Origin of the sequence: Nostocoides sp. F2B08 (assembly GCF_009184895.1) — a bacterium.
Taxonomy (GTDB): Bacteria; Actinomycetota; Actinomycetes; order Actinomycetales; family Dermatophilaceae; genus F2B08.
Genome location: NZ_WESE01000002.1, coordinates 147,033 through 159,804 on the forward strand (window position 1 = coordinate 147,033; position 12,772 = coordinate 159,804).

The 12,772-nt window shown below is 71.4% G+C and carries 12 protein-coding genes; 3 read left to right on the top strand and 9 right to left on the bottom strand.

The features are described 5' to 3' along the window. Positions 1 to 16: 16 nt before the first annotated feature. The gene (locus GA707_RS04310) at positions 17 to 283 is read right to left on the bottom strand and encodes a ribonuclease E inhibitor RraB (RefSeq protein ID WP_152177752.1); all 267 of its coding nucleotides are present in this window, start codon (positions 281 to 283) and stop codon (positions 17 to 19) included. A 393-nt stretch (positions 284 to 676) separates the two neighbouring features. Here GA707_RS04310 and GA707_RS04315 point away from each other — a divergent pair, with 393 nt between their 5' ends. Further along, entirely contained in the window at positions 677 to 2,206 is a 1,530-nt protein-coding gene (locus GA707_RS04315) for a M28 family peptidase (RefSeq protein ID WP_193315166.1), read from the top strand. Between the two features lie 32 nt (positions 2,207 to 2,238). On the opposite strand, the gene GA707_RS04320 is transcribed toward GA707_RS04315, so the two are convergent. From GA707_RS04320 to dnaK, 5 genes are all read right to left on the bottom strand, one after another. Then, on the bottom strand, positions 2,239 to 3,618 hold the full coding sequence (locus GA707_RS04320; RefSeq protein ID WP_152177205.1) for a protein kinase: 1,380 nt from the start codon (positions 3,616 to 3,618) through the stop codon (positions 2,239 to 2,241). Between the two features lie 99 nt (positions 3,619 to 3,717). Beyond that, on the bottom strand, positions 3,718 to 4,182 hold the full coding sequence (locus GA707_RS04325) for a heat shock protein transcriptional repressor HspR (RefSeq protein WP_152177206.1): 465 nt from the start codon (positions 4,180 to 4,182) through the stop codon (positions 3,718 to 3,720). A gap of 9 nt (positions 4,183 to 4,191) precedes the next feature. After that, positions 4,192 to 5,238, bottom strand: coding sequence for a DnaJ C-terminal domain-containing protein (locus tag GA707_RS04330; RefSeq protein WP_152177207.1), 1,047 nt, complete (start codon positions 5,236 to 5,238; stop codon positions 4,192 to 4,194). 45 nt (positions 5,239 to 5,283) lie between these two features. Next, complete coding sequence (gene grpE / locus GA707_RS04335) at positions 5,284 to 5,967, bottom strand: nucleotide exchange factor GrpE (protein WP_226963526.1); 684 nt, start codon at positions 5,965 to 5,967, stop codon at positions 5,284 to 5,286. Further along, a complete protein-coding gene (gene dnaK / locus GA707_RS04340; protein ID WP_152177208.1) occupies positions 5,964 to 7,865 on the bottom strand; it encodes a molecular chaperone DnaK in 1,902 nt (633 codons plus the stop codon). Before dnaK ends, grpE begins: the two co-directional genes overlap by 4 nt. 148 nt (positions 7,866 to 8,013) lie before the next feature. On the opposite strand from dnaK, the gene GA707_RS04345 reads away from it, so the two are divergent. Both GA707_RS04345 and GA707_RS04350 read left to right on the top strand, forming a co-directional pair. After that, complete coding sequence (locus GA707_RS04345) at positions 8,014 to 8,361, top strand: antibiotic biosynthesis monooxygenase (RefSeq protein ID WP_152177209.1); 348 nt, start codon at positions 8,014 to 8,016, stop codon at positions 8,359 to 8,361. 166 nt (positions 8,362 to 8,527) lie between these two features. Beyond that, the gene (locus GA707_RS04350) at positions 8,528 to 8,950 is read left to right on the top strand and encodes a rhodanese-like domain-containing protein (RefSeq protein WP_152177210.1); all 423 of its coding nucleotides are present in this window, start codon (positions 8,528 to 8,530) and stop codon (positions 8,948 to 8,950) included. On the opposite strand, the gene GA707_RS04355 is transcribed toward GA707_RS04350, so the two are convergent. The 3 genes from GA707_RS04355 to GA707_RS04365 all read right to left on the bottom strand — a co-directional run bounded on the left by GA707_RS04355 (position 8,951) and on the right by GA707_RS04365 (position 12,726). Further along, positions 8,951 to 10,270 carry a hemolysin family protein gene (locus GA707_RS04355; RefSeq protein WP_152177211.1) on the bottom strand — a complete coding sequence of 440 codons (1,320 nt, stop codon included), beginning with the start codon at positions 10,268 to 10,270 and terminating at the stop codon, positions 8,951 to 8,953. 120 nt (positions 10,271 to 10,390) lie between these two features. After that, positions 10,391 to 11,554 (bottom strand): hypothetical protein, encoded by a 1,164-nt coding sequence (locus GA707_RS04360; protein WP_152177212.1) that lies wholly within the window; start codon positions 11,552 to 11,554, stop codon positions 10,391 to 10,393. A gap of 5 nt (positions 11,555 to 11,559) precedes the next feature. After that, positions 11,560 to 12,726, bottom strand: coding sequence for a type III PLP-dependent enzyme (locus GA707_RS04365; RefSeq protein ID WP_152177213.1), 1,167 nt, complete (start codon positions 12,724 to 12,726; stop codon positions 11,560 to 11,562). Positions 12,727 to 12,772 lie beyond the last annotated feature (46 nt).

Below are 12,772 nucleotides of genomic sequence, written 5' to 3' on the forward strand. Positions count from 1 at the left end.
CCCGAGCCGATCGCTCTCAGCCGTCGGGTTTGTCGTACCAGCCGCCGTGCTCGGCCGCCAAGGCCTCGAAGCGCTCGCGCAGACCGTTCTCCGCGGCCGCTCCCGGGTCGTCGACGACGTTGTCCTCGCGCACGTACACCGCCCACTCCACGGCCTCTGCGTCGTCCTCCCCCGCGAGCGCCTCGCGCTCGACCCGCACCTCGGTGAATCCCTCGTCGCGCAGCTCGTCCGCGATCCCCTCGGCCACGTCGCGATCGGGCAGGACGACGATGTGCTCGGTCACGAGTCGTACTGTCTCACGGCGGACGCCGATCCCCACCACGGCGCCCAGCATGCCCACCGCGCGACATAGCACGCCCCTGGCATACCCCCCCCCCCCCCCCCCCCCCCCCCCCCCCCCCCCCCCCCCCCCCCCCACCCCTGAACGTCCCCCACCAGCATGCCCACCGCGCGACATAGCACGCCCCTGGCATACCCCCACCCCTGCGCGTCACACACCTGCGCCTCTACACCTCGGCCAGCCGCGGCCGCCATCCACAAGTTCGAGCCCAAGGGCTTATCAATGTCCGTCATTGGGGTTATGGTCGAAGGACCGGTGCCGATCGCGCGGCTTCGGTTGTTCGCGTCCCAGTCGTTCGCGTCACCCGTTCCAGTCAGTTCCGAGGAGGTCGAGCCCATGGCCCCGCGTCGCTCAGTCGCCGCTGCCGTTGCGGCGGGCGCCCTCGTGGTCGGCCTTACGACCTCCCCGGCGAGTGCCAACGGCGACGTCGTGGCCGGCGGGCCGGAGCCCCGCGACCTCGCGTCGCAGGTCAGAACCGATGCGCTGCTCGACCACCTCGCGGCCCTCCAGGCCGTCGCCGACGCCAACGCGGGCAACCGAGCGGCGGGTACCAACGGATATGACGCGACGGTCCGCTACGTCGAGCGCCGCCTGGCCGCCGCCGGATACGAGACGTGGCGGCAGACGGTGCCGTTGACCGTCGAGGAGACGGTGTCCTCCTCCGTCGAGTACACCATCGACCGGACCACCCGCGTGATCCGCCACATGCCCATGACCGCCAGTCCTGGGACCGGCCCGGACGGCGTGACCGGCAGGGTGGTCAGCCCGTCCGGCCGGAGCACCGGGTGCCTCCCCCGCGACTGGCGTGAGGCCGACGTGTCGGGGTCCATCGCTCTCGTCTCTCGGGGCTCCTGCACGTTCGACGCGAAGTCACGGGTGGCGGCGGCCGCCGGGGCGAGTGCGCTCATCGTGCACAACAGCACCGCCGGACAGCTCAACGGCACGCTGCGCACGTCGGACCGCCACGTGCCGACGGTCGGCGTCTCGATGGACTCCGGGAGGGTCCTCGCCGGTCTGCCCGACGGAGCCGAGGTCACCGTCGTCGTCGACAAGGTCGTCGAGGAGCGCGAGACCGTCAACCTGTTCGCCGAGACCGGATCCGGCCGCGCCGAGGGTGTCGTCGTCGTCGTCGGAGCCCAGCTCGACAGCGACCCCGACAGCCCGGGCATCAACGACAACGCCACCGGCAGCGTCGCCATTCTCGAGACGGCGGTCCAGCTGGCCGAGGCCGAGCCCCTCGACCGCACCGTGCGCTTCGCGTGGTGGGGTGGTGGCGAGCTCGACCGGGCCGGGTCACAGCACTACGTCGACGACCTCGCCGAGACAGACCCCGAGGCCCTCGAGCAGATCGACGTCTACCTCGACGTGCGCCAGATCGGGTCGACCAACGGCGTCGTCGGCGTCTATGACGCCGACGAGTCCACCTACGCCATGCCCGGCGCGGCGCCTTCGCGCGCCGCGCAGGCCGAGCGACTCATCGAGGACCGCTTCGACGCGACCGGTCAGCCGTGGGTGGACGTGCCCTTCTCCGCCCCCGGCGACCACCGTCCGTTCGCCCGCGCGGGCGTTCCCGCCGCCGGCCTGACCGCCGGCGCCGACGGCACCAAGTCGCCGGACCAGGCGGCGGCCTTCGGCGGCACCGCCGGACTGGCCTACGACCCCAATCAGGACACCGTGGCCGACGACGCCGACAACGTCGACCCGCAGACCTTGTCGGTCCTGGCCCAGTCGGTGGCGCACACGACCGTCGCGCTGGCCACGGACCCCGGCCTCGTGGACGTTCGCGACCTGCTCCCGACCGAACCACCGGCCGCCGGGAGCGACGATGCGGCACCCGACTCGGCCGAGACCGACGGCGACGACTGACGCCGGCAGAGACCTCGCGCTCGGCCGGCCCGTCAGCGCCGGGACAGCAGGACCACCGACTCCGTGGCGTCGGCCGTCTGGGGGCGCAGGTCCCAGCCGCGGAAGACCGCGTCCGGCACCATCCCCGCGGAGAGGAAGTCGTCCCTGAAGGCGTGGTAGCCGTAGTCGTCGTCGAGGCTGAACTCGACGACGGCCCGGCCCTGCGGGGCGAGGCAGAGCGAGATCCGACGGAACACCTCGGTCCGCTCACCGGCGTCCATGTCGCCGAGCGGAGCCTGGGTCCACACCGCGAGGTCGAAGGGCGCAGTCTCGCCGAGGCGGTCGAGCGACAGTGTCGTGAACCGGGCCGGAACCCAGGCCACTCCGCTGGCCTCGGAACTGCCGGCGACCTCGGCGAGCAACTCCTCGGACGGGTCCACGACCATGACGCGGTGTCCGATGGCGCCCAGGTCCCGCGCCAGCCGACCTGATCCGCAGCCGATGACCAGGACCCGGCCGTGGCCGCCGAGCATGATGTCGACGAGCTTGGCCTCCCGTCCGGTGACGGTGACGCCGGCACCGGCATCGGTCGACGCCGTCGCCGGGAGGGTGACCTCCCCGACCGGGACGCCCAGAGCGACCGCGACCTCCTGGGCCGAGGTCGGGCGGTCCTTCGGCTCCTTGGCCAGGCACCGTGAGACGACGTCGAGCAGGTCGGTCGGAACGGCCGAGGGAAGGGTGGGCATGGGCTCCGAGATGTGCGCCAGTGCGGTCGCGACCGGGGTGTCGAGGTCGAACGGCCGACGTCCGGTCAGCATCTCGTGGGCCACGACCCCGAGGGCGTAGAGATCGCTGGCCGGCGTCGCCGCGCGGCCGAGTGCCTGCTCCGGGCTCAGGTAGTGCGGAGTCCCGAGCATCTCCCCGGTCCGGGTCAGGCCGGTCGACCCGGTGGCCCGCGCGATGCCGAAGTCGGTCAGCTTGACGACACCGTCGGCGGTGAGCATGACGTTGGCAGGCTTCACGTCACGGTGCACGACTCCGGCCTCGTGGGCGGCGTGCAGCGCGAGGGCCATCTGCCCGACGATGGAGCGCGCCTCGACGACGTCGAAGCCCCCGCGGTCGCGGATGGCCGCCGACAGGGGAACGCCCTCGACGAACTCCATGACGAGGTAGGCGATGCCGTCGTGGCTGCCGTAGTCGAAGAGAGTGGCGATGTTGTGGTGCGAGAGGCCTGCCGTGAGCATCGCCTCCTCGCGGAAGCGCTGGGCGAACACCGGCTCGTTGGTGCTGTCCGGTCGCATGATCTTGACGGCGACGACCCGACCGAGCACCTCGTCGCGGGCTCGCCACACGTCACCCATTCCGCCGTGGGCGACGAACGTCTCGAGCAGGTACCGGTCGCCGAGGAGGTATCCCTCATTGAAGCGTTTCACAGGGTCCTCAGATCAGGCATGGACCCAGCATAATCGCAGATCAGAGGGTGTCTGGCGTCACACTGACCCGCTCGCGCACGACGCGTCCGTCCAGTGCGCTCAGTCGGGCCAGTGGCGACCGCTGGGGTCCCACAGCACGAGGGCCCGGGACTGGCGCCGCCGGGGCCGCTCGCCGGGCCGCGTCGCATAGACGTCACCCGAGGGCGAGACGGAGAAGATCCGGTGCGTATGCGGTGCTCGCGCTGCCCGAAGCTGCTCACCGAGGTCCGCGAGCCGCTCCTCGAGCTCGGCGACCCGCTGTTCGAGCTCGAGGATGCGGGCGATGCCGGGGAGGCTGACGCCTTCCTGGGACAGCCGCTGGATCTCTCGGAGCTGGCTGACGTCGCGGCTGGAGTAGCGCCTACCCCCACCGCGCGTGCGGGACGGAGTCACGAGGCCGATCCGGTCGTACTGGCGAAGGGTCTGGGCGTGCATTCCGGCCAGCTCGGCCGCGACGGAGATGACGAAGACGGGCGTCTCGTCGTCCGGGTCGAAGGACGAGGCGGTGAAGCGCAGCGGAGTCATGGCACGCTCCTACCGACGGGCCCTCTCGGCGAGCTCGGCACGCGGGTCGGTGTCGCCGAGCTGCTGGTGCAGGGTCTCCAACGTTGCCCTGGCCTCGTCGGAGAGCTCCGTCGGTACGGTGACGACGACCTTGACGAGGAGGTCGCCACTGCCCCGGGTCGACGCCACCCCGCGACCCTTGACGCGCAGGACGCGACCGCTCGGGGTTCCGGCGGGGATCTTGACGCGCACCGACCCACCGTCGAGGGTCGGCACAGCGACGGTGGCCCCGAGAGCCGCCTCGTGGAACGTCACGGGTAGGTCGATCGTCAGGTTGTCCCCGTCGCGACCGAACACCGGGTGTTTCTCGACCGACACCTTGAGGAGCAGGTCGCCGCGGTCCGCGCCCGGATCACCCCGCTCACCCTTGCCCCGAACCCGGATGGTCTGGCCGTCCTTGACGCCGGCGGGGATGCGCGTGGTGACCGTCTCCCCACTGCCGGTGCGCAGGGTGACGGTCGAACCCTCGACGGCGTCGCGGAACGCGAGCGTCGTGCGCGCCTCGACGTCGTGGCCCTTGCGGGGACCGCGGGGGGCTCCGTAGGCGTCGAACCCTCCGGGTGGCGCGCCCGCCCGCTGCGCCGCACCGCCGCCGAACATCTGGGCGAGGATGTCGTTGATGTCGGCCCCTTGCGCACCCTGGGCGCCGCCGCCGTAGGCGGGGCCGCCCGTCGAGAAGCGCACCCGGGACCCACCGCCCCCTCCGCCGAAGGCGGAGAAGATGTCCTCGAACCCGCCCGTACCGCCGCCGGGGCCGCCGGCCGTGAAGCGCGCGCCGCCGCGCACCATCTGCCGGATGGCGTCGTACTCCTTGCGCTGCTCCTTGTCGGAGAGCACGGAGTGGGCCTCACCGACGTCCTTGAACTTCTGCTCGGCCGCGGCATCCCCGGGGTTCTTGTCCGGGTGGTACTGGCGGGCGAGCTTGCGGTAGGCCTTCTTGATCTGTGCCTCGTCGGCGTCGGACGAGACGCCGAGGATCGCGTAGAAGTCCTTGTCGAGCCAGTCCTGACTCGCCATCGGCGTCTCCTCCTCTCGTCAGCGAACGAACAGCACGGACATCGGTCAGCTCGGGTCGGCGACGGACACCCGGGCGGGCCGGATGACCCGTTGCCCTGTACGGTAACCCGGCTGGAGGACCTGGACGATCGTCGTGGCGGACGCGTCGACCGGCGTGATCGACCCGTCCCACTCGGCGTGGAGCAGGGCCTCGTGAACCACCGGGTCGAACGCCTCGCCCGGCGCGCCGTACCGCTCGAGCCCGAACTTGCCGAGGCTGTTCTCCAGCTTCTCCGCGATCGAGGCGAACGGGCCGTCGGCCAGGTCGCCGTGCTCGCGCGCCGCGTGGATGTCGTCGAGGACCGGCAGGAGCGAGTCGAGCACGTCGGCGATGACCCGCTCCTGGACCAAGGCGCGGTCGCGGTCGACCCGCCGCTTGTAGTTGACGTACTCCGCCTGCAGGCGCTGCAGGTCGGCCAGACGCTCTCGCGCCACGAGCGTGTCGGGGTGCTCGCCTGCGGTGCCGTCATCCGACCCGGCGCCGACCGAGTCGTTGACGGCCTCGGTGTTCGCGTCGTCGACGACCTCGCCCGTGACCGGCTCCTGGAGGGCCGGAGACTCGTCGACCACCTCGATAGGCGGAACCTCCTGGGCCTCGGCCGCCCCCGGGTCCGGGGTCACCTCGTCGGCGACCCCGGCACCCGGCTCGTTCGCGGCGCCCGCGGTCGTGTCGTCGGGACGCTCGGTCACTTGGTCTCCTCGTCGTCGACGACCTCGGCGTCGACGACGTCGTCCTCCGAGCCACCGGAGTCACCGGCGTCGCCGGCCGGGCCGTCCCCGGGCTGCCCGCCCGGCGCTCCGCCGGACTCGCCCTCCTGCGCAGCCGCCGCATACACGGCCGCACCCATCTTCTGGGACTCGGTGTTGAGCGTGTCGATCTTGGCGTTGATCTCCTCGACGGACGCGCCGGAGTCGGCCTTCAGGACGGTCTTGAGCTCCTCGAGGGCGTCGTTCACCGGCTTCTTGAGGTCGTCTGCGACCTTGTCCCCGCTGTCGGCCAGGAACTTCTCGGTCGAGTACACGAGCTGCTCACCGGTGTTGCGGGCCTCGGTCTCGGCGCGACGCTTCTTGTCCTCCTCGGCGTGCGCCTCGGCGTCCTTGACCATCCGGTCGATCTCCTCCTTGGAGAGGGCCGAGCCGCCGGAGATCGTGATCTTCTGCTCCTTGCCGGTGCCGCGGTCCTTCGCGGAGACGTTGACGATGCCGTTGGCGTCGATGTCGAAGGTGACTTCGATCTGCGGCACACCGCGCGGCGCCGGCGCGATGCCGGAGAGCTCGAAGGTGCCGAGCGCCTTGTTCTGCTGGGCGATCTCACGCTCGCCCTGGAACACCTGGATGAGCACACTGGGCTGGTTGTCCTCCGCGGTCGAGAACACCTCGGAGCGTTTGGTCGGGATCGCGGTGTTGCGCTCGATCAGCTTGGTGAAGAGCCCGCCCTTGGTCTCGATGCCGAGGCTGAGCGGCGTGACGTCGATGAGCAGCACGTCCTTGCGCTCGCCCTTGAGGACACCGGCCTGCAGGGCCGCGCCGAGGGCGACGACCTCGTCCGGGTTGACGCCCTTGTTGGGCTCCTTGCCGCCGGTGAGCTCCTTGACGACGTCGGACACGGCAGGCATCCGGGTCGACCCACCGACGAGGACCACGTGGTCGATGTCGGAGAGCGAGATGCCCGCGTCCTTGATGACGTTGTGGAAGGGCTGCTTGGTGCGCTCGAGCAGGTCCTTGGTCATCTGCTCGAACTGGGCCCGGGTCAGGGTCTCGTCGAGGTGGATCGGGCCGTTCTCGCTCATCGAGAGGTACTGGAGCGAGATGTTGGTGCTCGTGGCGGAGGAAAGCTCCTTCTTGGCCTGCTCGGCGGCGTCCTGGAGACGCTGCATGGCGATCTTGTCCTTGGACAGGTCGACGCCGGTGCTGTTCTTCACGGTCGTGAGGAGGTGCTGGACGACGCGCTGGTCCCAGTCGTCACCGCCGAGGTGGTTGTCGCCGTTGGTCGCGCGGACCTGGATGGTGGCGAAGCCGTCCTCGGGGTCCTTGCCGACCTCGAGGAGGGACACGTCGAACGTGCCGCCACCGAGGTCGAAGACGAGGATGAGCTCGTCCTCCTTGCCCTTGTCGAGCCCGTAGGCCAGCGCTGCGGCGGTCGGCTCGTTCACGATGCGCAGGACGTTCAGGCCCGCGATCTCGCCGGCCTCCTTGGTCGCCTGCCGCTCGTGGTCGTCGAAGTACGCGGGGACGGTGATGACCGCGTCGGTGACCGTCTCGCCGAGGTAGGACTCCGCGTCGCGCTTGAGCTTCTGGAGGATGCGGGCGCTGATCTCCTGCGCGGTGTAGGCCTTGCCGTCGATCTCGGGGCTCTTCCAGTCGGTGCCCATGTGGCGCTTGACCGAGCGGACCGTCCGGTCGACGTTGGTCACGGCCTGCCGCTTGGCGATCTCGCCGACGAGGACCTCGCCGCCCTTGGAGAAGGCGACGACGGACGGGGTGGTGCGGCCACCCTCGGCGTTCGCGATGATCGTGGGCTCGCCGCCCTCGAGGACTGCCACGGCGGAGTTGGTGGTGCCGAGGTCGATGCCGACTGCACGTGCCATGAGTGGGTTCTCCTTTGAGAAGTTGAGTTGGCTGCACTCAAGTTAGGCGGTGTCCGGTATGCGGTGCAAACCGGAGCGGTCGAACTTGCGTCCGTGAGACTCAACTTTGACCGGGCCTGCACCTATTCCCGAGGGTGATGATGGACCCATGACAGTCGTGAAGATCAACGCCATCACCGTGGGACCCGACAGCGGGGATGAGCTCGCCCGGCGCTTCGCTGCCCGGGCGGGTGCCGTCGACGGACAGGACGGCTTCGAGGGCTTCGAGCTCCTTCGACCCACCGACGACCGTCTCACCTGGCTCGTCGTGACCCGCTGGCGCGACGAGGAGTCGTTCCGGGCGTGGGTGTCCTCCCGCGACTTCGGCGCCGCCCACGGCGATCGGGCCCGCACGGCGCCCGGCGACCACGGGGCGCAGGGTGAGCGTCCCGAGGGCGCGAAGCCGCCGGTGGGGCTGAGCGCCGAGCTGTGGGGCTACGAGGTCGTCGACCTCTGACGCACGCCGCGACGAGGCGCATCTGCCGCGGTCCAGCGCAGATGCCGCAGCTACAAACGGCCGCCGCAGCAATTTCTGCGGCGTGAGCGCTCATCTGCGCCCGCTGCGCAGTTCCGCGTCACCTCCGCACACGGCGCACCCGGCACCGACCGGCTACCGTCGTCGCATGACATCGCGACGACCAGGTGAGCCCCTCGCCCGCAGCTCAGCCCGGCTCGTCGAAGAGGCCGCCCACCAGGTGACGGCGCTGCCGCCCGAACGTGTCGCCGAGCTTCTCGACGACCCCGACCACCTCGTCGTCGACATCCGCGACCCTCGCGAGCTGGAGCGCGAGGGGATGGTGCCCGGCGCATACCGGGCCCCGCGGGGCATGCTCGAGTTCTGGGTCGACCCGGAGAGTCCCTACTACAAGCCCGCGCTCGACGACGGCCGCACGTTGGTCCTCTACTGCGGCAGCGCCTGGCGCTCGGCCCTCGCGGCCAAGGCCTTGGTCGAGATGGGGCGCGAGGACGTCGTGCACCTCGAGGGCGGCTTCACCGCCTGGCGGGCTGCGGGCCTGCCGGTGGAGACGTACACACCCCGGCGCTAGCTAGCCCTCGCGGTCGCCCGTCTCCGCCTCTGCCTCGGCCTGCCCCGACCCGGGCACGGTCGTGTGCACCCGGACCAGGTCGATGCGCCGCCCGTCGAGCTCGAGCACCTCGAGCACCCGATCGTCCCAGCGCACCGTGTCCCCCACCTCGGCCAGTCGCCCGAGGCGTTCGAGGATGAAGCCGCCGAGGGTGTCGAAGTTGCCCTCGGGCAGCTCCTCGCCGAATACCCGCTCGGCATCCGCCCGGCCGAGGAGCCCGGGCACCTCGTTGTCCTCCATCGTCGTGCTCGTCTGGATCTCGTGCAGGTCGTATTCGTCCCGGATCTGCCCGACGAACTCCTCGAGCACGTCCTCGATCGTGACGATGCCGTCGGTTCCGCCGTACTCGTCGACGACGATCGCCAGGTGGTTGTTCTCGCCCTGCATCTCGCTCAGCGCGCTGAGGACCGGCTTGCTCCCGGGGAAGAACACAGTGGGTCGGATGAGGTCACCCACAACCCGCGCGTCGACCGGCGGGGTGAGGAGGTCGCGCACATGGAGGAAGCCGAGGATGTGGTCGGTGTCCTCCCCCGTGATCGGATACCTCGAGTGCTCCCGCTCGGTGACGTAGTGCCGGGCGTCGTCGATCGGCAGGGCGGCGTCGATGAAGTCCACCTCGGTCCGCGGGGTCATCACCTCGTCCACGGTTCGCTCGCCGACGGAGAGCATCCCGACCACCATGTCGCGCTCCTTCTCGCTGAGCGACTCGTGCTCGGCGACGAGGGACCGCAGCTCCTCGGGCCCGATGTCCTCGCGCTGGGCGTGCGGGTCCTGGCCGAGCAGCCGCACGACCGCGTTCGTGGAGACGGACAGCAGCCAGATGACCGGGCGCAGGAGACCGGCCAGGAGGTCGAGCGGCCGGGCGAGCAGGAGCGAGGTGCGCTCCGCGGCCATGAGTGCGAGCCGTTTGGGCACGAGCTCACCGAGGACGAGGGAGAGGTAGGCGATGACCAGGGTCGTCGCGACGAAGGCGACGGCATAGGCGGAGCCCTCCGCCATACCCACCCCCTCGAGGCCGCCCGCGACCACGGGCGCGATCTGCGCCGCACCGAAGGACGCCGAGAAGAACCCGGCGAGGGTGACCCCGACCTGGACTGCCGAGAGGAAGCGGTTCGAGTCGCCGGCCAGGCGGGCGACGGTTTCGCCGGCCCGCCCCCGGTCGGCCAGGCCGCGGATCTGGCTCTCGCGCAGTGACACCAGCGCGATCTCGGAGGCGGCGAAGACGCCGCCGATCAGGATGAAGACGAGGACAAGGGCGATGTTGGCCCATAAGGAGTCCACTGTCGGACCTTTCGGAGTGCGCGGGGCGGGCGCGCCCGCCGGGCGTGAGGGTGAGGACGATCCTCGCACATGCGCTCCGGCCCCTGACGCCACCGCGTGGAGGCGCTGCCGGTCGGACGGCTACACCGAGGCGGCCTGCCGGGCGGCGGGAGCGGGGACCGGGACGGTCCGGATCAGTCCACTCATCGCGATGAGGGAGATCGCGGTCGCCACGAGGAGCACGCGGGCGCCGAGGATCTCCGCGAGCGGCGGTGCGACCAGCGATCCGGCCAGCGCGGCGCCGACCATCACGGTGTCCCCGAGCCCGAAGACACTTGCACGGCTGTCGTCCGGGATGAGCCCCTGGAGGTGACGGGTCGCGTTGCCCTCCGCGTGCACCGCCGCTGCCCCGATGACGCCGAGCGCCGGGAGCGCGGCGAGGACGGCCGGAGCGAGCCCGAGCAGGACGATGCCGCCGGACATCAGGGCCAGACCGCACAGGGTCCGACGGACCGGACCTCGCCCGAGCCGGAGGAGGAGGGGTGCGCCCAGAGCCCCGAAGCCGAGCACTGCGGTCCCGATCCCGAATGCGGCCTCGGTGCTCCACGGAGCGGCCCAGTCGCCGGTCGCCATCGGCAGCAGGGTGATCCCCACCCCCGCGAGGACGAAGTTGATCATGGCGAGCAGCCCCAGCGTCCGTCTCGCCTGCGAACTGGCGGCCAGCACCGCGTGCCATCCGGTCCGGCCCCGCCGGGCCGTCCCACTCGGCGCGGGAAGGTCGACCCCGCGCATGACGACCACCGCGATCGCGGTCGCCCCGGTCGCCAGCGGGATGACGAGCCCGGGCACGCCCAGCAGGAGCCCGCCGACCGCGGGCCCGACGACGAAGCTGCACACCTCGATCGTCACGAGCCATTCGGTGCTGCGCGCCCGCGCCCCGGGCACCGCCGGGAGTCCCGCCACGAGCGCGGGGTATGCGGGGGTCGCCACCGCCACGACCAGCGCACTGAGGAGCACAGCGAGTCCGAGGAGGTCTGCCCACAGCGCGACGCCGCTGGCTGCGAGGAGGACGACCCTCGCGACGAGCGTGCCCATCACGATTCGCGAGCGCGAGAACCGGTCGGCGAAGTGCCCGACCCACCACGAGCAGAGCACGTAGGGGGCCATCCGCGCGGCTCCCGCCACGCCGAGCCACCATGCGGACCCGGTCCCCGCCCACACGGCGGCGAGCAGCAGCGGCCATGCGGCACCCATCGCCGTCGCGGCCAACGCATGGCTGACGAGGATCCGGGTCGGCGCCCTCATCGGGGTCAGACCACCTGACCGACGAGGGTGGTCGGCAACGGATCGAACCCGTTGAAGCCGACGGTCGAGTAGCAGGTCGAGTATGCCCCGGCGCAGTCGATCCGGACCTCGTCCCCCTCGGCCAGCGCGAGCGGGAGCATCCGCGGCTCGTTCTGGTAGAGGACGTCCGCGCTGTCACACGTCGGCCCTGCGACGACGCACGGCCCGACGGGACCTCCGTCGCGACTGGTCCGCAGCGGATAGCGAATTGCCTCCTCGAGGGTCTCGACGAGCCCGGTGAAGACGCCGCAGTCGAGGAACACCCACCGGGTGCCGCCCCGGTCGACGACCTCCACGACCGACGTCACGACGGTGCCGGCCTCACCGACGATGCCCCGCCCCGGCTCGATCAGCGTCCGCGGCAGGTCCGAGCCGAACGACGCCCGCAGCGCCGTCCGGATCGCCGACGCATAGTCGGCGACGGCCGGCTCGTCACCGGCGAGTCGGGCGGGGAATCCGCCACCCAGGTCGAGCAGCCACGGCCGCAGCCCGTAGGCGCGCAGGCCGGCGAACACGCGGGCGGACGCCGCGACGGGTGTCGCCCAGGCGCCCGGGTCGCGCTGCTGGCTGCCGACGTGGAAGGAGACCCCGGCGGGGTCGAGCCCGAGATGGGCGGCCAGGAGCAGGATGTCGAGGGCCTCGGCGGTCGAGACGCCGTACTTGCGAGACAGCGGCCAGTCCGATCCCGCCCCGCTCGTCACGAGCCGGCACAGCACCGAGGACCCCGGTGCCGCCTGCGCGACCTTGCGCGTCTCCTGCGGTGAGTCGACGACGAACAGGCTGACGCCGAGCGCGGCCGCCTCGACGATGTCGGAGCGACGCTTGACCGGGTTGGAGTACACGAGGGTCTCCGGCTGCGCTCCGGCAGCCAGGGCGGCCTTCACCTCGGCCGGGCTCGCCACGTCGAACCGGCATCCGGCCTGGTGCAGGGACCGCAGCAGGACGGGATGCGGGTTGGCCTTGACGGCGTAGTGCACACCCGTCCCGGGCAGGGCATCGGCCAGGGCGGAGAAGGCGCCGACCGCCGCGTGGACGTCCAGCTCGAGCCGGGGGGTGGAGGTGACGGGACGCGGCGCGGTGGGGTCGGTCGGTTCGGCGGAGGCGTGGACCTCCTCTACTGTCGGCAGACTCATGCCCACAAGGAGGCAGCGGGAGGGCTTCCTGATACCTCCCCGGGCT

Bases quoted from the DNA above. Each gene is read 5' to 3' on its own strand.
- GA707_RS04350 (WP_152177210.1), top strand. From the start codon at position 8,528: ATGACATCGCGACGACCAGGTGAGCCCCTCGCCCGCAGCTCAGCCCGG.
- GA707_RS04360 (WP_152177212.1), bottom strand. From the start codon at position 11,554: ATGAGGGCGCCGACCCGGATCCTCGTCAGCCATGCGTTGGCCGCGACG.
- GA707_RS04315 (WP_193315166.1), top strand. From the start codon at position 677: ATGGCCCCGCGTCGCTCAGTCGCCGCTGCCGTTGCGGCGGGCGCCCTC.
- GA707_RS04325 (WP_152177206.1), bottom strand. From the start codon at position 4,182: ATGACTCCGCTGCGCTTCACCGCCTCGTCCTTCGACCCGGACGACGAG.
- GA707_RS04330 (WP_152177207.1), bottom strand. From the start codon at position 5,238: ATGGCGAGTCAGGACTGGCTCGACAAGGACTTCTACGCGATCCTCGGC.
- GA707_RS04365 (WP_152177213.1), bottom strand. From the start codon at position 12,726: ATGAGTCTGCCGACAGTAGAGGAGGTCCACGCCTCCGCCGAACCGACC.
- GA707_RS04345 (WP_152177209.1), top strand. From the start codon at position 8,014: ATGACAGTCGTGAAGATCAACGCCATCACCGTGGGACCCGACAGCGGG.
- dnaK (WP_152177208.1), bottom strand. From the start codon at position 7,865: ATGGCACGTGCAGTCGGCATCGACCTCGGCACCACCAACTCCGCCGTG.